This is a genomic window from Actinomycetota bacterium, from assembly GCA_014360645.1.
Lineage (GTDB): Bacteria > Actinomycetota > Geothermincolia > Geothermincolales > RBG-13-55-18 > Solincola_B.
The window spans coordinates 129323-147194 of sequence record JACIXD010000009.1; the positions used below are offsets into that span (position 1 = coordinate 129323).

Consider the following 17872-nt stretch of genomic DNA (forward strand, 5'->3'; position numbering starts at 1 on the left):
GTTCCCGCACATCGTCCTCTACCTGACCCGTAGCCCATACGACGCCGGCCTTCCCGTGCCGGGGATCTTCCTCTCGCCACCGGCAGGGCCGGAAACTCATCTGGGGCCGTGTTTTGCGCGGAATATACCTCTCTCCAGGTTGCCGAAGCCGTCGAAGCTCACCACCAGGGAGAGGAGAAGGGAAAAGGCGGCCGTCAGTGCCACGCATACGAAGATGGCGATGACGATGGCGATCTGGTAACGCACCGCCAGCAGAGGCGGCTCCCCGCTCAGTATCTGGCCCGTCATCATCCCGGGAAGAAATACCAGCCCCATGGTAGCCATGTTGGCCAGCGCGGGCTTGAGGGCCATGACTATCCCCCTGCTCAGATGCTCGGAGAGCGCCTCGTAACGCGTCGCCCCCAGGGCCAGGCGGTACTGGTATCGTCTCTCGTCACGGCTCACGCCCCGGAAGAACTCCCCCATTCCGATGATGACGCCGCCCAGGGAATTGCCGAGCAACATACCGGCGATGGCCACCGCGTACCTCGCCTCGAGGAGATCGTCCAGGCCGATCACCAGCCCGTTGAAGTACATAAGAACCAGCGCGGCGGAGAAGAGGAAGGCCAGGAACACGATCCACAGGTAACCGCGGTATCTCAATCCCGTGCTTCCCACCACAGAGAGCGCGGCGAACACCACCATCACCAGAAGCCATGCCGCGCTCAGGTAAGGATTGTCCCATTCGAACACGTAGATCAGGAAGAATCCCACCAGCAACAGCTGCACCGACATCCTGGCGACCGACCAGAGAAGGGTCATGCTCAGCCTGACCCGCAGGAGCATAAAGAGCGCAAGGGGCGCCAGCAGCATGAGAAAGGCCAGCCCCAGGGACAACCACGAAATGCTCCGCGCGCCCACGTTCAACCTCTCAGCTCCATCACCCTTATGCCCGCGGCGCGCAACCAGGTCTCGTCGTGGGATACCGCCAGGACCGTCGACGTTTTCAGGTTCGTGAACAGATCGACGATCCTCGATCTCATCCTGGGATCGACTGCGGAGGTGACCTCGTCCAGGAGAAAGACCTCCCTACCCAGAGACAGGGCCACGGCCAGGGCCAGCCTCTGCTTCTCGCCGCCGGACAAGTCGGCCATCACGGTGTCTATGATCTCCTGCCCCAGTTCCATCCACTCCATGTATCCGCGCAGCCTCTCCCAGCTCCCTACGATGCCCCGGTTCGCCTTGATGCCGAAGGTCCAGTCCAGGAAATCACGGACCCTCCCGTCCGCCATATCCAGATCCTGGCTCACGTACGCCACTCGCCTCCGTACCTCCCATACGTTCCTGCGGTCGACCTCTCTCCCCTCGAACGAAACCCTCCCGCTATCCGGCCGCGTGAAACCCAGGAGCATCTTGAGGATGGTGGATTTGCCCGTGCCGGACCTGCCGAAGATGAGCACTTTCTCGCCTTCCCGTACCTCGAGGTTGAAGCCCTTGAACACCTTGCGGTCTCCGGCGGAGAACCCGACATCATGGTATGCTATCAAGGCCATCCCTGCCTGCAACCTCCCGTGTCCGCATGCCTCGGCAGGCCTCTGGAAGAAACGCCTTTCCGCATCGAACAGCGCATCGCCCTGCGATATCGTATCCCGATAATAATACGGCGGCTATCATCTCTGTCACCACGAGTTTTTGGGACGGACAAGGCGGTGTGGCTGCAGCGGCGAGGCGGCGCGGTTTCAAGAGTCCCGGAGCATGCTCGATCCACCAGCACCATCCCCCAGGACGGGGGACACTCTTCGCCCCGGGATAGTGTGCGCACCACGCCCTCCTTCCTCATGGCCTCGAAGACGTTTATGCCTTGGCCGGACAAGGAAGGCCGTGCGTCGGCGGGATCGTGGCACGGAGCTTCGGAGGCATAAAGCCCTCCCGCATCAACCTCCCGCAGAGCTCGGACGGAGGCGCGCCCATCCTCCCTTGTCCGCCAACCGTAAGACCGAGCCGCCGAAGCCCGGCCATACTCGCTATTCCTCCGCCAGGAAGGGGTAACGGTAGTCCGTGGGCGGGAGGAAGTTCTCCTTGATCACGCGCGTCGATACCCAGCGCTCCAGGTTGAGCCAGCTCCCCGCCTTGTCGTTGGTGCCCGAGGCGCGCGAGCCGCCGAAGGGCTGCTGGGCCACCACCGCCCCCGTGGGCTTGTCGTTGATGTAGAAGTTGCCCGCGGCATGGCGCAGCTTCTTGGTCGCCTGCACTATGGCGAAGCGGTCCTGGGCGAAGATGGCGCCGGTGAGGGCGTAAGGGCTGGTGGTGTTGCAGAGCTCCAGCGTCTCCTCGTACTGCTTCTCGGGATAGACGTAGACGGTGACCACGGGGCCGAAGATCTCCTCCACCATGAGCTTGGAGCGCGGATCCTTGGTCTGTACCACCGTGGGCTGGATGAAATACCCCTCCGAGTCGTCGTAGGTGCCGCCGCAGAGGATCTCCAGGTTGGGGTCCTGGCGAGCGAACTCGATGTAGCCCGCGATCTTGTCGAAGGCGTCCTTTGCGATCACCGCGTTCATGAAGTTGGAGAAGTCGCACACGTCCCCCACCTTGATGGTGGCGATCTCGTCCAGCAGGCGCTCCTTCACCCGGGGCCAGATGCTGTCGGGGATGTACACGCGGCTGGGTGCGGAGCACTTCTGGCCTTGGTACTCGAAGCCCCCGCGCACGACGGCCGCCACCAGCGCCTCGATGTCCGCGGAGGCGTGGGCGAAGATGAAGTCCTTGCCTCCCGTCTCCCCCACGATGCGCGGGTAGGAGAAGTATTTGCGGATGTCGGAACCTATGGTCAGCCAGATGGTGGAGAAGACGTAGGTGGAGCCGGTGAAGTGCACGCCCCCCAGGTCCAGGTGGTTGAGCACGGGTGGGGCTACCGAGGGGCCGGGTCCGGGGATCATGTTGATGACGCCGTCGGGCATCCCCGCTTCCTCGAGTATCTTCATGATGTAGTAGGCGGGAAGCACGGCGTCCGAGGACGGCTTCCAGACCACGGCGTTGCCCATGAGGGCGGGGGCCGTGGGCAGGTTGCCGCCGATGGAGGTGAAGTTGAAGGGGGTGATGGCGAAGACGAACCCCTCCAGGGGGCGGTGCTCCATGTAGTTGAGCACGCCGTGGGTGGAGATGGGCTGGTCGTCGTAGATCTGGGTCATGAAGTAGGGGTTGAAGCGCCAGAAATCGATGAGCTCGCAGGCGGAGTCGATCTCCGCCTGGTGGCAGGACTTGCTCATGCACAGCATGGTGGCGGCGTTGAGCACCTGGCGGTACTTGCCGGCTAGCAGCTCCGCCGCCTTGAGCAGCACGGTGGCGCGCGAGGACCAGTCGATCTCGCTCCAGGCCAGCTTGGCCTCGTTGGCGGCGTCGATGGCCATCTCCGCCTCCTTGACGCCGGCGCGGTGGTAGGTGCCGAGCATCTGCGAGAGGTTGTGGGGGCAGCGCATCTCCACCAGGTCTCCGGTGGTCACCTCCCGCCCCCCGATGATGCAGGGGACCTCCACCGGGTTGGCGAGCATCTCTTTCAGGGCGGCCTTCAGCTCGGCCCTCTCCCGGCTTCCCGGGGCATAACCCAGGACGGGCTCGTTCTCAGGCTTGCGGATGTGGAATATGCCGTTGAACATGGGTTTTCCTCCTTCTGTCCACGCAGGGCTGGATATGAAGACACGCCGATATGATACATCAACGGTAGTCGCGGCGAAACCGTGCCCGCCGCTCAGGCCGAGCGACCGGTCCCTGCGGGCAAGGGCGAAACGGCCGGTGCTTGATGTCCCATGTCCGGGGCTGACCCTATAGGATTACCGCGCCCACGAGGATCATCACCGCGGTGAAGAGCAGCCTGATGGTGCGGGATTCCATGCGTTCGCTCATGAAGCGCGACCCGACCTGCGAGCCGGCCAGGCTCGCAAGGCCGACCGTCAGGAGCACGGGCCACCCCACGGTCATGTCGAAGGCGTGCACGGCGAAGGCGACCAGGCAGCCCGCCGCCACGATGACCGGCGCCGTCCCCGCCGCCTCCCGCGCGTCTATTCCCATGAGCACCAGCACGGCCATGGTGAAAGGCCCGCCGTCGCGGGCGATGAAGCCGATTATGAAACCTATCCCCAGACCCAGCAGGAGGGCGACGGTCAACTCCCTCCGCCGGGAGAGTTCTCCCCCCACCGCGTTCCGTCCGCGCAACACCATCAGCCCCACGGCGATGTTCACCACCGCGAAGGCGATCATCAGCGCAGTGGACGAGGCGGGCCGCGCGAGCGCCGCGCCCAGAGGACTCGCGGCGAGCACAGCAAGGGCGAAGGGCCATGCGGTGGAGATGCGCACCAGCCCCCGGCGCCAGTACAGACCGCCGGCTGAGAAACAGGTCACGGCCGCGGCCAGGAGGCCGACGGGGATGGCGCCGTTCTTGAAATCCAGCCCCAGCCAGAAGAGAATGGGTACCAGTATCTGGGAACCGCCCGCGCCCATCATGGAGAAGACGAAGGACACCGCCAGCGCCGCCAACGCGATGGTGAAGACCTGCAACGCCGCACCCCCTTGGATGTCCGCCGCCCGCGGACGGCCTATGCCTCACCACGTTCCTTTTCTATCTGCCGCACTCCGCCCAGGAATATGTTCCTGGCGATGAGGCTCTTCTCCTTTTCGGCCAGGGCCTGCAGCAGGCGGGCCTTGAGCTCCAGGGCCTCCCGGCGCGGCTCGGCGCCGGCATCGAGCACGAAATCCACGAGGTGGAGCGCGAGCTGGACCCGGTTTTCCTCCGCGAGCGTCCTCGCCCTTTTCAGCACCCTGCTCGACCCTTCCGCAAGGTCCAGCACCTGCTCCGCCACCTCCCGAGACGGGGCGGGGAAGAGATGCGAGGGGTTGCCGTCGTACCAGCCGTGGTACTGGCGCAGCAGCGCCTGCACCACGAAATAGGGGTGGCCGTAGATGGGAGCCAGGTAAGGGCTCCCGGCGAACTCCTCGGGCCACCGGAAGGAGCGGAGTATCTCCTCCTGCCACATGCCCCGGTTGAGCATGTCCACCACCTGTCGGTCGAGGTGCCTCAGGGCACGCGCCACCGTCCCCAGGGCCTCCGCTATCTCGCCCTCGCCCGCCAAGGCGGTCCCGTGCCCCGGCAGCATCAGCCGCGGTGAGAGGGCGGCCATCTCCTCCAAGGCCCGGGCCCACTCCAGGGCGTAGCGCTGCACCTTGAAGGGGTTTCCGACGTTGGGGCATGACCAAACCCAGAAATCGGAGGTGAACAGGGCCCTGCGTTCCGGTATCCACATCCACAGGTGGTCGTCGGTCTCCCCGCGCCCGTGGCGCAGCTCGAAGGTCAGGTCTCCCAGGCGGAGGGTCAGGCGGTCGCGGAACACATCGTCCGGGTAGATATAATCCCACGGGAAGGCGGGGATCCCCTCGGGGATGGCGAACTGGATGCGGTTGATGTGCTCGTGGTAGGGAAGCATCCTGCGGTAGCGGTCGAAGCGCGCCGGCAGGTTCTCGTGGGCGACGATCACCGGCCTGGGGTGGCCCCGTTCTTCGGCGTCCTCCAGCAGGGCGCGGGTGCCGAAGGCGTGGTCGGCATGGCCGTGCCCGTAGATGATATAGCGCACCGGGGCCTCCGTGACGGAGCGCAACTCCCCCACGATGCGCTGGCCGTCTATGGGCAGGCCGGCGTCGAAGACCACCACACCTTCGCCGCTCTCCACCAGGCACACGTTGGCGAAGAGCTGGAGCATGCGCAGCCCCTCGCCGAAGTCCCTCATCTCCCCCTGCGCGGAAAAGAGCCCCTGGCTTCCCAGGGAAGTGTCGCCATCCATGCCCTCACCTCCGAGGTCGAAACGCGCGGCAGGCCCCTCGCCGTGCACGGGCCCACGCAGACATCACGCCGAAACAAGCCATCCGGATGTGTTGATTATAAGGAAATCCTGTACCGGGAAACAGCGTATCCGGGCTTCGCGTGCGCGGACAGGGGCGCCGCGGCTTTCATGTGGTATCCTGCCCGCCCGTACCGGTTCGGTGGCCCCGCAAGACGGCCGCACGGGCCGGTAGAGATGCGGTGGTCCGCGGCCGATAAGGACTTCCCGTTCCCGAAAACGGCGGACATGGCGCGGCACCAGCGCGGCATGCCCGCCCGATCGGTCGATCCGCGGAGACAGGGTCGGGGCGGAGCAGGCCGGCGGTGAAGTCGGGGGACATTTCCCCGGGACCCACGATACTCGCCGTGGACTGCGGGAATAATCAAGGCGGTGCCTTCGATGCGCGGAGGCCCGGAAGAAAGAGGGGGGTCGAGTAAAGCGGAGGCCCGTCGTCCAAGGAGGTGGTTACCGTGAACGCGCTCAAGGGAAAACCGCGCATGGCGGCACAGTCCATGCTCGTCTTAGCGGCCGCCGCTACCCTGACGGTGCCGCCCCTCGCGGTGGCTCTGTCGGGGACGGGCAGGGTGTCCTTCACCTGGACCACGCTGCGCCTGCTGGGGCTCTACGCCATCACGGTCCTCTTCCTGAACGTCATCACCGGCTCCCTGCGCCCACTCCTGGCGAAGGTCTTTAAGCCCGGGCTGCTCTTCCGGCTGCACAACAACACCGGCCTGGCCGGCTTTGCCATGGCCGTTGCCCACATGGTGCTGGTCATAACCTACGGCCTATGGCCCGGCTTCCAGAAACTGGGGCCGGTGACGCTTTACGCCTTCACCGTCACCACCGTCGCCATACTGCTCAGGAGATACATGAAAAAGTGGTGGCGGACCGTCCACCGCCTCAATTACGCCGTGTTCACGGTGGCGCTGGTGCATGCCTTCCAGGTAGGCACCGACCTCAAGGCCACCGCATTCCTGGACGTGGTACTCTACATATATGCCGGGCTGGCGGCGGTCGGCTTCCTTTACCGCGCCCAGCTCGAAATACGCAAGCGCATCCGGAGAAAGGCGCCGCATGAGGGTCCTGCTCATCAGCGAGAACCGGTGCCGTGAGAACCTGGTGCCCTTCCCGCTGGGGGTGGCCTGCATCGCCTCCGCGTCACGGCAGGCGGGACACGAGGTCTCCTGCCTGGACCTGATGTTCTCCCGGGACCCCGTGGAGGATACCATCGAGCGCGTGCGCTCCTTCCAGCCCGACTGCATCGGGCTGTCGGTGCGCAACATCGACAACCAGGACGCCCACCGGAGTGAATTCTACCTCCCGGGGGTCAAGGAGATAGCCGACGCCGCTGCCTCGGTGAGCGCGGCCCCCATCATCCTGGGCGGCGCGGGGTTCACCATCTTCCCCCTGGAGTGCCTGGAATACCTGGGCTTGGAGATGGGCATCGTGGGCGAGGGAGAGAGGTCCTTCACGGAGCTCCTCCGCCGCCTGGAGGCCGGCCTCCCCATAGAGGACCTGCCCGGATTGGCCCTGCGCAGGGACGGGGTGGCGCGCGTCAACCCGCCGGGTCCCCACGCCTGGCCCGGGCTCTTCCCGCCCCCGGAACGCGAGCTCCTCGAGGTGCGGCGTTACCGCTTCCAACCGGGAAGCGACCCGCCTTTCGTGGTCAACCTGCAATCCCGCCGCGGGTGCCATATGCGCTGTATCTACTGCACCTCCCCCACCGTCGAAGGGCGCGCGGTACGCGTGCGCGATGCCGGCAGCGTCGCCGACGAGCTCCTCTCCCTTCAGGACGAACACGGCCTGGGGTTCGCGGCCTTCGTGGATTCGCTCTTCAACCATCCACGCGACTACACGCGCGAGCTCTGCGCCGAGATCGCTTCCCGAAGGCCCGCCATCAGGTGGTACGCCAACCTCAACCCCCTCTACTGCGACCTCGATACCATGCGGCTGATGCGCGAGGCGGGATGCGTGGGCTTGAGCATCGGCAACGAGAGCGGCTCCGAGGATATCCTGGCCTCCCTGCGCAAAGGGTTCACGAAAAAGGAGGTGGTGTCCGCGGTTAGTGAGGCCAAGCGGCTCGGCTTCCGCGTCAACTGCTTCCTTCTGCTGGGCGGACCGGGCGAGAACGAGCGCACGATCAGGGAGAGCGTCGAGCTCATGCACGAGCTGGAGCCGGACATGCTCTCCGTGACCGTGGGGATACGCATATATCCCGGGTGCGAGCTGCACGACATCGCCCTGCGCGAGGGAGTCGTCGAGCCCCGGCAGAACCTGCTCTTCCCCGCCTTCTACCTCTCCCCCGACGTGGAGCCCTGGCTCTACGACTACATGAAGGAGGAGTGCGCCGCCCACGAGGGCTGGAGCCTCTGACCCCTCGAGACCGTTCGGTGAGCGTGTGTTATAATCGGCCTGTCGCAGCACAGAGACGAAGCAGCAGACGAAGCAAGAGACATGGAAGCCCTGAAGATAGCCGTCGTCGTCACCTACGTGGCCATCCTCCTCTACATCGCCGTGCACGGCGCGCGCCGCACCAGATCCACCTCGGACTTCTTTCTCGGCGGCAGGAGTATAGGGCCCTGGATATCCGCCTTCGCCTACGGGACCACCTATTTCTCCGCCGTCCTCTTCGTCGGATACGCCGGCAAGTTGGGATGGTCATATGGGTTCGGCACCCTCTGGATCGTGGCGGGGAACGTGCTGGTGGGCACCCTGCTGGCCTGGGTTCTGCTCGCGCGCCGCACCCGGCGCATGAGCGTGCGCATGAACGCCCTCACCATGCCGGAATTCCTGCAGGCGCGCTACGAGAGCGCCGCTCTCAAGCGCTTTTCGGCCGCGGTGATCTTCCTCTTTCTCCTTCCGTACGCCGCCTCCGTTTACATGGGGCTGTCCTACCTTTTCGAGAACGTCCTGGGCATCGACTACAACCAGGCCCTGATCGCCATGGCCGCGCTGACTGGGATCTACCTGGTCACGGGGGGCTACTTCGCGGTGACCCTCACCGACTTCGTGCAGGGCTCCATAATGCTGGCGGGCTCGGCTCTGCTGGTCGCTTTCGTGCTCTCAAAGGCGGGGCAGGTCAGCGGCGCTGGAATGGCGGGGGCCTTCGACGCGGTGCGTGGAACGCAGGTGCCGCAGCCTCCCAACGGCCCTCCCGCCTGGCTGGGCCTGCTCAGCCTGGTGGTATTGACCTCCCTCGGTCCCCTGGGCCTCCCGCAGATGATACAGAAATTTTACTCCGTCAAGGGGGAGCCGGTGATAAGGAAGGCGGCGGTGGTCTCCACCGCGTTCGCCCTCATCTGCACCTTCGGCGCCTATTTCTCTGGCGCCTTCACGCGCGTCTTCTTCTCCGCCGAGAAGGTCAGGGAGATCGGGGCCGACAACCTCATGCCCGTGCTCATCAACGATTTCCTGCCCGCCGCGCTTACCATCATGATCCTGCTCCTCATCCTCTCCGCCTCCATGTCCACACTGTCCTCCCTGGTGCTGGTGTCCAGCTCAGCCGTGGCCATCGACCTTGCGGGAGGGGAACAGAGGCTGGGTGAAAAGCGGAGCACTATGCTCATGAGAGCGCTCTGCGCGCTTTTCGTGGCGGTCTCTTTGCTCATCGCCCTCAAGCCCTGGACCTTCATCGTCAACATGATGGCCATATCCTGGGGGACGGTGACCGGCGCCTTCATCGCCCCCTATATCTACGGACTGTTCTGGAGAAAGGCCACTCGCGCGGGCGCATGGGCGGCCATGCTCGCGGGCATGGCCTGTTCCCTGGGCCTCTCCATGGGGCTTTCGGCGTGGTGGGCCGGCAGCGTGGGTCAGCCCTTCTCCCTGAGCACACCTTGGGTCCCCTTCGCGGGAGCCGTATCCATGCTCGTGCCCCTGGCGGTGCTTCCCGCGGTATCCTCCTTCACCCGCAGGCCGTCCCGCGAAGCCCTGGAGCTCGCCTTCGGCGAGGACAGAGGAGCTCGGCGGCCGTGAGGGGGAAGGACGGAGCCGCGGCGGCATGGAAAACAATGACATGGTAAACACGAGGAAGTCCTTGCACGCGGCCCTGGAGGCCGTGAAGCGGGCAGCGGCCGGGGCGTGGGGAGAGTTCAGGCGATACAACGGCCCCCAGGCAGCGGCGGCCTTCGCCTTCTTCTGTTTCCTCTCCCTCCTAGCGCTGCTCTTCTTCTCGGGAGCGGTGCTCGGTTTCGTGCTCAAGGACCGACCGGAGCTCCTGGAGCGCATCCTCTCCTATATCTCCGAAAACACCCCCGGCCTGACGGACACCGTCTCCGACGCCCTCCGGGCCTCCATAGACATGAGGGGGATCCTGAGCGCGGGCGGCGCCCTCGGCCTGCTCTTCACGGGCACCAGGGTGGCCGACTCGCTGCAGGTATGGCTATGCGGCATGTGGGGGGTGGAGGTCCCGCGTTTTATCCGGCGCAAGGCGAAAAGTCTCGCTATCCTCGCCTTTGTAGCGGTTACGGGCCTGCTGGGCTTCGGGCTCCATGCCGCCTTCCTCCTCGCCGGCAGGTGGCAGGGCTGGCTCAACCTCTTCGCGGGCCTCTTCTCCTTTGTCCTCTCCACGCTCATCATCTTCGCCGCCTTGCTCTTCATCTACTCCTATGGGGTGGAGTTGAAGCTGGGCTGGGGCAGGGCGTGGAAGGGGGCGCTCTTCACCGCCCTGCTGGTGAACCCCGTGCAGCTGCTGCTCACCTGGTACTACTCCAACCTGGGAGACTTCACGGCCGTCTACGGCTCCTTCGCAGGGGTGGTGCTGACCATCATCATCATCTACTACGCCGGATATATAATCTTCCTGGGAGCCGCGCTCAACCGTTTCCTGGCAAAGGGACATGAGCAGCATGAGAGGAGAGGAGGATGATGGAAGGTCTTGTCTCTTACATGCACGGGCTGGTGGACCGCGTGATGAGGGAGATAGGGCCGCGGGAATCCTGCAGCGAGGCCGAGAGGCGGCTGGGGCGCCTGTTCGCGGAGGAGATAGGGCCGGCCTGCGAGCGCGTGGAGGTGGAGGAGTTCACCTGCGCACCCAAGGCCTTCCTGGGATTCTTCCCCTACCTGGTGCTGCTCTACCTGGCGGGGGTAGCGCTGTACTATGTCCTGCCCCCATTATCGCTTATCCTCTCCGCTATCGGCCTGGGGGTGCTCTTCTTCGAGGTCATCCGCTACCGCGAGCTCATAGACCCTTTCTTCCCCAAGCGCAAGGGTCAGAACGTGGCCGGTTTCGTGAAACCGCGCGGCGAGGCCAGGAAGAGGGTCATCGTCTCCGCCCACCTCGACTCCGCCTACGAGTTCAAGGTCTGGTACTGGCTCAAGGGGCTGGCGGTGCCCGCCATGGCCCTGGCCTTCCTGGCCCCCCTGCTCCTGCTGGGAGCCAGCCTGGCGCGCACCATCGCCGACTCCCGCGGCGTGCCTGACAACGCGGTCTTTTCGGCATTGGGCATCGCATGCATCGCCCTCTCCCCTCTGGTCGCGGTCTTCGCCTTCTTCCATACCGGGGACGTGGTCCCGGGGGCCATGGACGACATGGCGGGCATCGCCGTGCTGGCCGGCCTGGCAAGGCACTTCGCTTCGGCGGGGGGGAGTGATGCCTTCTACCCCGAGCACACCGAGGTCATCCTGCTCGCGCTGTCCTCGGAGGAGGCGGGCCTCAGGGGTGCCAAGCGCTACGCCGCCCGCCACAAGAAGGAGTTCGCGCGCACCCCCACCTACGCGGTCTTCCTCGACGGCATCTACGACGAGAAACACCTCACCGTCTTCAGGAAAGAGCTGTGGTGCGGGGCGAAGATGGATCCCTACCTGGTGGGCCTGGCCGAGGAGGCCGCCGCGTCCTGCGGATGCCCCATCAAGAACACGGTGATGGCGGTGGGGGCGACCGACGGCAGCGCCTTCGCGCGCGAGGGCATCGCCTCGGTTTCCATATGCTGCCAGGACTCCAGCCGACTGGTCCCCAACTACCACACCCGCCACGACACCATAGAATATGTGCGGCCCGAGTCCCTGGAGGTCAGCCTGCGCCTGGTGCTGGAAATGCTGCGCCGCATAGACTCCTGAGCAGCGCGGCGGGCCCTCCCACCTCCCGCACCCATCCCGGCAGGGTGGCGGCCATGTCGCGCAGGGCCATGGCCCAGAACCCCGCCGAGTAGAACACCCGGCCCTCCTCGCGCCCCGAGAAGACGGCGGCGTAGTGATCGACCACGTTCGCCTCTCCCCGCGGCTTGCGCATGGTGGCCATGTTGAAGAAGAAGCTCGGCTGCAGGCGGTTGTTCTGCAGGCAGTAGGTCTTGCCCACGAAATATAGGGGGAAGAAGGGCGCGGCGACGAGCCGGCGCGCATAGCCCCGGAAGGAGAAGTCGCCGCCGTCCAGCGCCGCCGCTATCTCCTGCGCCGCCGCCCGCGCGGAGTCCGCGCATATCGCCAGCCCCTCGCCGGTGAAAGGGTCCACCCCCACCTGCTCGCCCACGAAGAGCACGCGTTCCAGGGCCACGCGCTGGAAAGGAGTGTATTCCCGCTCGGGATAAGGCCTGAAACGCAGGCCCTCCGGGACCATGGCGGCGATCTCAGGGTGATGCCGCAGGACGGCGTAAAAGGCTTCCCTCAGGCGCGTATATCCTCCCCTGCCGAAGGTCCCTCCCGAGATGCCCGCGTTGACCACCGGCTCCCCGCGCTCGTCCAGGGAGGGAAAGAACCATACGTAACCGGGCATGCCGTATTTGGGCACGCTGAAATCCATCATCAAGCAATCTCGCAGTGCCGGGGAGTCCGGGTCGCGCGGGAAATCCGCCTGGAGGAGCAGGCTCTTGCGTCCCCGGTGGGGAAGACCGAACCAGTGCCTGCTGCTCCCGTTGACGCCGTCCGCCCCCACCAGCACCTCCGCGCGGTGGGTAGAGCCCGCCCCGTCCAGGACCACCACCCCGCGGCGCTCGCGATAGGCGCCCTTCGCGTGCACGCGGGTGCGCACCTCCGCCCCCCTCCGGCGGGCCGCATCCAGGAGCAGGTCGTCGAAGGCGCTTCTCCTGGTCACGAAGCACCTGCCGTTCCCGAAGGCGGGATGGCACACCTCCTTCTCGAAATAGACGGAAAACCTTTCCACCGGCACCCTGGGCAGCGCCTCAAGCGACACGCCGAGCTCCTCCAGGGCGTCGGTGACCCTCCCGCTCACGCCGCCGCCGCAGACCTTTTCCCTGGGAAACTCCCGGGCCTCCAGCAGGAGGATCTCCCCCGCCAGCTCCGGGCGTAGGCGCAGCAGCCAGAGGGCGGTCATTGATCCCGACGGCCCGCCGCCCACGATGATGACCCTGTAGCGCTTGGTGTCCATGTTTCACGCCGCCTTCTACTCAAGCCCGGCGGGGTTCCCGACTCCGGCGAGCGGCTCATCCGTGTATTTCCCCGCCCGTGCCGCCCCGGGTTACCGCCGCGCCTCATGCGCGGCGGCCCTATGCCGGCGGCCCGCGGCCCGGCTGCCCCCGGCCTCTTCGGTGCCCGGCGCCTTGAAGATTCTACTTTCGCGCCGTCCCCGCTTCAATCCCCGCTCCGGACTGTTATCATCCCTTCTCCGCCTTTCCGCTCCGGCCTCCATGTCCTCCGACCCCAACCCCCTACGGCCGGAGCAAGCGACGTTCCCCGCCCCCTGTTCTTTTCGGCAGAAGATGCCGGGGGCAAAAGGCCGTGTGCCACGGACGGGGCCACGAGCACTGTGGCCTCTGCGGGAGCGGCACCTGCGCCCGCCGGGGGACGGTTCCCGCACGGCCGCTTTCAGCAGGCGCTTCTCGGGACAGGAGGATCCGACTCCGCTTGGGGGACACCCGCCGTTCGAACACCGCCTCGCGCAGGGCGAAGGCGCCCGGACCCGCCTCCTGGCCTTGGCGCCGCTATCGGGGTCGGCCGGCGCTAAACGCTTTTCCGCCCTTTGCCGACAAGTAATAGCGGTGCAGGCATGTCGCCGCTGCTGCGACCCGCCCGGCACGGCCGCCGATCACGCCAACGGGCATGCGGGGAGGACGGCAGGGGGACAGGAACAGGGAGGGAAGATCACCTTGCCCATCATGAAGTGCCCCAGGTGCGGGTTTCCCTTCATGTTCTCCCGCATCATCAGATGGAACGCCAACGGCACCATCACCGAGCGCATGATGCCCGACCTGCGCGCCGTGCTCATGGAGGCCGATCTCTTCAACACCCTTTTCGCCCGCATCGAGGACAAGATGGGCATCTCCATCTCCCACCTCGTCTTCGAGGCGCAGAGAAACGCGGCCAAGGAGGTCATCGACGGCGTGCTCAACCGCTTTCCCTTCTCCCTGGCCCGGCTCGGTCCCAACCGGAGGGCAGTGGTGCGGGTCTTCTGCACCGTGGCCGTGGTGACCGGCCAGTCTTACGCCAGGGCGTTGCGCTACCGTCCGGGCCAGGGCGGAGAGGCGGTCATCCGCAACCCCTACAACCGCGAGCTCATGGCGGCCATAGTCCTCGGCGCCTTCGAGAGCCTGGAGCGTATGCCCTTCGAGCACACCTGGGCCGAGATCGACGGCGAGGACGTCATCATCATCACCGTCTCGCGGGAAAAACCGGAGATCTCGGAGCGCCTGGCGGTGCGCATGCCGCCCCTGAAGCCCGGCGACCTCTCCTTCCCACGCTGCCGCATCTGCGGCGTCCCGGCGCAGCTGTCATTCCTGCGCTGGCGGGAGGACGAGGGGATCATCGTGGACACTCGCCGCGACGTGCGCATGGCTTTCCTCGACGGCTTTACGCCCACCACCGTATTCCGCGAACTAGAAAAAGAGCTCGGGGAGGATATCTATCCCCTGATCATCGCGGCGCAGAAGGAGGCGACCCACCGCCACCTCGACGATCTTAAGCTGATAACCCGGGAGGACAGGATGTCGCCGGGCGGCAGCCGCGCCATCTACGAGAGGATCATGGCCTCCCTTCCTCTCTTCGGCCAGGGAAACCCGGTATCCCTGCGCATGGAAGGCGGGCGCCTCGAGGTCACGGTGGAGAACCCCTACAACGACCACCTGCTCGCCGGCCACATGGCGGCCATATACGAGGCGGTGGAGGGCGTGGAATCGGAGGTGGAATGGGATAAACCCGATCCCTTCACCGTCGTCTTCACCGTAAGGCCAAGTTAACGGAACAGCCCGTCGGGATAGGCTACGAGGAAGCCACGCGCGCCGGCGATGTCGCTGAGGTGGGTCAGCTTCTCCATGCCCGCGCCGTCGCCGCCTCCACCGTGGAAGGCGAAGAGTAGGGGAAGCGCCTCTTTCCCGTCGTAAGCGGGTGAGAGGTGCAGCAGGTAGGTGCGCTCGACCCCCGCATAGTCGAGCGACGCGGATATATCCCGGTCTCCTTCCGTCTCTGCGGGGCTCCCCTTGTCACGCCGGCATGAAGCGGCGGTGAAGGTCGCTGCGCAGAGCGTCAGGGTCAAACCAGCGAAAATGATCCTTCTCAACACATGCGGCCTCCTGTGCGATAACGGTCATGTCCTCATGTCCGAACCACATGTTCAATTATTATATTGTGGTCATGTGACGTGACGACTGCGGGGCCGGCATGCCGGCTCCTCGGATCGCGAGGAGGTCTTCGCATGAGCGCATCCTTTCACAACCTGGAGACGCCCTATACCCGGCTGCATCCCGAACGCTGCGCCCTTCTGGTCATCGACGCCCAGAACGACTGGGGAGACCCGGGCGGGGTGAAGCCCATGCCGGACCTTGAACGCGTCATGCCCAACCTCGTGGAGGTGGTGGAAACCTTCCGCCGCGCGGAGCGCCTCATCATCCACGTGGTGCGCCTCTACCTGGAGGACGCGAGCAACGTCGACCTCTGTCGCAGGTGGCAGTTCGAGCGGGGCGAGACGCGAGCGGTGGTGGCGGGCTCCTGGGGATCGCAGCTGGTCTCCGCCCTCAACCCCACAGGAGCGGAGCTGGACTTCCCCGCGCTGCTGGAGGGGCGCATGCAGGAGCTGAGCCCGCGCGAGTTCATCATGTACAAGCCCCGCTTCGGCGCCTTCCACCGTACCCCCCTCAAGGACTTCCTGGACGCAAGGGATATCGACAGCGTGGTCATCGCGGGCATCACCTTCCCCAACTGCGTGCTCGCCACCCAGCTGGGGGCGACGGACAACGACCTCCGGGTGGGACTCGTGCCCGAGGCATGCACTCAGACGGAAGAAGCGGGACTGCGGGCCATGCAGAATAAGGGCGTGCAGCTGATGAGCGTGGAGGGACTCAAGGCGTTTCTGGGCACGGCCTGAGCCCGGGCCCGCCCTCCCGCTTCCTCACCTGGGAAGGCGAACATCACCCATACAGGCCTTCCCATGAAAATGAGCGGCGGCGAGGGCCGGCTCTCCCCTTCCCGAAAGGACCCGGGCGGGGCCTGTCTCGAGAGGGCCAGGCACCCCTTCGGTCCGGTACGGAATGAGCTATGAGGTTGCGGGTATGGGCGACAATTCCAGGGTGTAGGCCGCTGCCTCGGGCATGCCCTGGGGCAGGGTGATGACAAGGTCGCTTCCCCGCTGCCTCCAGCTCAGGGGCCTGTCGTTCCCCAACAGGCGCACCGTGGTGCTCACCCCCGCCTTCAGTCCCTGCAGAGTGACCTTTCTTCCCGCGGGCCGGTCCAGGAGTACCGCGAAGAGGCTGCCAGCATCTCCCCGCTGCGTGAAGCGGACCCTCACCGCGCCGCCATCCGCGCTTCCCTCCGCCCTCACCCAGGGACGGGTGCCGTATATGGCGTCTCCGTTGACGCGCAGCCAGTCCCCCATGCCCCGCAGCACCTCGAGCTGCGTCTCAGGGATGGTCCCGTCGCTCCTGGGGCCTATGCCCAGAAGCAGGTTGCCGTTCTTGCTCACCACGTCGACCAGTGATTCCACCAGTTCCTCGGCGGAGAGCAGATGACCGGTGTTCTCTTCCTCCTGCCGGTTGTAGGCGAAAGACCATCCGATGCCCCTGCAGGTCTCCCACTTGAGCTTTCTGATCCCGTCCATGACCCGGTACTCGGGGGTGAAGAAGTCGAAGTGCACGAAAGGCGGCACCTCGTCCGACCCGTCCCAGATGGACATGCTGTAGAGCTGCTCCAAGGGGTTCTGCATCCACCTGTCGTTGATGGCGCCGTCGGGCACGACACGGTAATAATCCGCCCACAGGGCCCAGCGGTCGAGGGCGCTCGGTATGCCGATATCTCCCCAGAGCACGTCGGGGCGGTAGCGCTCGATGAGCTCGCGCAGGTGATCCTCCACATAGCGGGTGAACTCCGGGGTCTGGGGGATGTGGGACATGAGGTCGAGCACGCCGGTTATGGCGCGGTCCTCCGTGAAGGTCCAGTCCAACCCCGGCGAATAATAGAGCCCCATCCTCATGCCTCGGGCCCTCACCGCCGCGCAGAGGTCCCCCACCACATCCCGCTCACAGTGCCAGCCGGGCCGCAGGGGGTTCTCGTGCTCGGTGGGCCACAGGCAGTAGCCGTCATGGTGCTTGCCGGTGAGGACCACGTACTTGACCCCGGCATCCTGGAATATGTCGGCCCATTCCTCGAGGTCCGCCTCCCTCGCATCGTCATTAAAAAGAGGGCCGAAATCGTAGTAGGAAAAACCCTCCCCGTAGGTCTCCCGGTGGTACTGCTGCGTGGGGCTTCCCTCTATCTTCATGGAGTTCCAGTACCACTCCGCGTAGGGATGGTGCTTGAAGAAATCTGGTTGGAAGAAATCGCCGGGTTCCTCGAGAGGCGCCCAGCCGGGCACGTTGTAAGGCCCGTAGTGGACGAGCACGCCGAACTTGGCGTCCTGGAACCACTCCGGCACCTGGTGGGAGTTCACCAACACATAATCGTCCAAGGTACAGCCCGGAAGGGGCAGCAGTACGAGAGCCGGAACGAACAACAGCAGCACCCAACTGGTTCTCCTGCGCATCCTGTATCCCCCCTTGCTCATCCCCCGCATTCCCCCTCCCATGCCCGCGGGCGAATCGCTCCGCGGCGGCATGATCGTGCGGGTTTTTCCCTCTCCTGCCCGGCGCGTGGGACACCACAGAGCC

General features: G+C 65.5%; 15 protein-coding genes. 7 read left to right on the plus strand and 8 right to left on the minus strand.

Annotated elements, in window-relative coordinates:
- Window positions 1–96: 96 nt before the first annotated feature.
- From H5T74_09580 to H5T74_09600, 5 genes are all read right to left on the minus strand, one after another.
- Window positions 97–906, minus strand: coding sequence for an ABC transporter permease (locus tag H5T74_09580; GenBank protein ID MBC7230623.1), 810 nt, complete (start codon window positions 904–906; stop codon window positions 97–99).
- Window positions 903–1532, minus strand: coding sequence for an ABC transporter ATP-binding protein (locus H5T74_09585; GenBank protein MBC7230624.1), 630 nt, complete (start codon window positions 1530–1532; stop codon window positions 903–905). The genes H5T74_09580 and H5T74_09585 overlap by 4 nt, the downstream gene beginning before the upstream one ends.
- A 471-nt stretch (window positions 1533–2003) precedes the next feature.
- Window positions 2004–3635 (minus strand): L-glutamate gamma-semialdehyde dehydrogenase, encoded by a 1632-nt coding sequence (pruA, locus tag H5T74_09590; GenBank protein MBC7230625.1) that lies wholly within the window; start codon window positions 3633–3635, stop codon window positions 2004–2006.
- A gap of 166 nt (window positions 3636–3801) precedes the next feature.
- Window positions 3802–4533, minus strand: a complete 732-nt coding sequence (locus H5T74_09595; protein MBC7230626.1) for a sulfite exporter TauE/SafE family protein — start codon at window positions 4531–4533, stop codon at window positions 3802–3804.
- Between the two features lie 38 nt (window positions 4534–4571).
- On the minus strand, window positions 4572–5810 hold the full coding sequence (locus H5T74_09600) for an MBL fold metallo-hydrolase (GenBank protein MBC7230627.1): 1239 nt from the start codon (window positions 5808–5810) through the stop codon (window positions 4572–4574).
- A gap of 500 nt (window positions 5811–6310) precedes the next feature.
- Between H5T74_09600 and H5T74_09605 the strand changes: the two genes are divergently transcribed.
- The 5 genes from H5T74_09605 to H5T74_09625 all read left to right on the plus strand — a co-directional run bounded on the left by H5T74_09605 (window position 6311) and on the right by H5T74_09625 (window position 11906).
- On the plus strand, window positions 6311–6961 hold the full coding sequence (locus H5T74_09605; protein MBC7230628.1) for a hypothetical protein: 651 nt from the start codon (window positions 6311–6313) through the stop codon (window positions 6959–6961).
- Window positions 6924–8222, plus strand: coding sequence for a cobalamin B12-binding domain-containing protein (locus H5T74_09610; protein ID MBC7230629.1), 1299 nt, complete (start codon window positions 6924–6926; stop codon window positions 8220–8222). The genes H5T74_09605 and H5T74_09610 overlap by 38 nt, the downstream gene beginning before the upstream one ends.
- Before the next feature lie 90 nt (window positions 8223–8312).
- Window positions 8313–9824: a sodium:solute symporter family protein gene (locus H5T74_09615; GenBank protein MBC7230630.1), complete on the plus strand. Its 1512-nt coding sequence runs from the start codon at window positions 8313–8315 to the stop codon at window positions 9822–9824.
- A gap of 25 nt (window positions 9825–9849) precedes the next feature.
- The gene (locus H5T74_09620; GenBank protein ID MBC7230631.1) at window positions 9850–10716 is read left to right on the plus strand and encodes a YihY/virulence factor BrkB family protein; all 867 of its coding nucleotides are present in this window, start codon (window positions 9850–9852) and stop codon (window positions 10714–10716) included.
- On the plus strand, window positions 10713–11906 hold the full coding sequence (locus tag H5T74_09625) for a M28 family peptidase (GenBank protein ID MBC7230632.1): 1194 nt from the start codon (window positions 10713–10715) through the stop codon (window positions 11904–11906). The genes H5T74_09620 and H5T74_09625 overlap by 4 nt, the downstream gene beginning before the upstream one ends.
- Here H5T74_09625 and H5T74_09630 read toward each other — a convergent pair.
- Window positions 11860–13170: an NAD(P)/FAD-dependent oxidoreductase gene (locus H5T74_09630; protein MBC7230633.1), complete on the minus strand. Its 1311-nt coding sequence runs from the start codon at window positions 13168–13170 to the stop codon at window positions 11860–11862. The two genes, H5T74_09625 and H5T74_09630, sit on opposite strands and share 47 nt — an antisense overlap.
- Before the next feature lie 718 nt (window positions 13171–13888).
- On the opposite strand from H5T74_09630, the gene H5T74_09635 reads away from it, so the two are divergent.
- Window positions 13889–14974 carry a hypothetical protein gene (locus H5T74_09635; GenBank protein ID MBC7230634.1) on the plus strand — a complete coding sequence of 362 codons (1086 nt, stop codon included), beginning with the start codon at window positions 13889–13891 and terminating at the stop codon, window positions 14972–14974.
- Here the strand turns inward: H5T74_09635 and H5T74_09640 are convergent.
- Window positions 14971–15270 (minus strand): hypothetical protein, encoded by a 300-nt coding sequence (locus H5T74_09640; protein ID MBC7230635.1) that lies wholly within the window; start codon window positions 15268–15270, stop codon window positions 14971–14973. The genes H5T74_09635 and H5T74_09640 overlap by 4 nt on opposite strands.
- Window positions 15271–15429: 159 nt before the next feature.
- Between H5T74_09640 and H5T74_09645 the strand changes: the two genes are divergently transcribed.
- Window positions 15430–16098, plus strand: a complete 669-nt coding sequence (locus tag H5T74_09645; protein ID MBC7230636.1) for a cysteine hydrolase — start codon at window positions 15430–15432, stop codon at window positions 16096–16098.
- A gap of 168 nt (window positions 16099–16266) precedes the next feature.
- On the opposite strand, the gene H5T74_09650 is transcribed toward H5T74_09645, so the two are convergent.
- The gene (locus H5T74_09650; GenBank protein MBC7230637.1) at window positions 16267–17748 is read right to left on the minus strand and encodes an alpha-L-fucosidase; all 1482 of its coding nucleotides are present in this window, start codon (window positions 17746–17748) and stop codon (window positions 16267–16269) included.
- Between the last annotated feature and the right edge of the window lie 124 nt (window positions 17749–17872).

Excerpts from the sequence above, each read along its gene's own strand:
- pruA (MBC7230625.1), bottom strand. The coding sequence starts at position 3,635 with ATGTTCAACGGCATATTCCACATCCGCAAGCCTGAGAACGAGCCCGTC.
- H5T74_09650 (MBC7230637.1), bottom strand. The coding sequence starts at position 17,748 with ATGCGCAGGAGAACCAGTTGGGTGCTGCTGTTGTTCGTTCCGGCTCTC.
- H5T74_09600 (MBC7230627.1), bottom strand. The coding sequence starts at position 5,810 with ATGGATGGCGACACTTCCCTGGGAAGCCAGGGGCTCTTTTCCGCGCAG.
- H5T74_09610 (MBC7230629.1), top strand. The coding sequence starts at position 6,924 with ATGAGGGTCCTGCTCATCAGCGAGAACCGGTGCCGTGAGAACCTGGTG.
- H5T74_09585 (MBC7230624.1), bottom strand. The coding sequence starts at position 1,532 with ATGGCCTTGATAGCATACCATGATGTCGGGTTCTCCGCCGGAGACCGC.
- H5T74_09645 (MBC7230636.1), top strand. The coding sequence starts at position 15,430 with ATGAGCGCATCCTTTCACAACCTGGAGACGCCCTATACCCGGCTGCAT.
- H5T74_09620 (MBC7230631.1), top strand. The coding sequence starts at position 9,850 with ATGGAAAACAATGACATGGTAAACACGAGGAAGTCCTTGCACGCGGCC.
- H5T74_09625 (MBC7230632.1), top strand. The coding sequence starts at position 10,713 with ATGATGGAAGGTCTTGTCTCTTACATGCACGGGCTGGTGGACCGCGTG.
- H5T74_09630 (MBC7230633.1), bottom strand. The coding sequence starts at position 13,170 with ATGGACACCAAGCGCTACAGGGTCATCATCGTGGGCGGCGGGCCGTCG.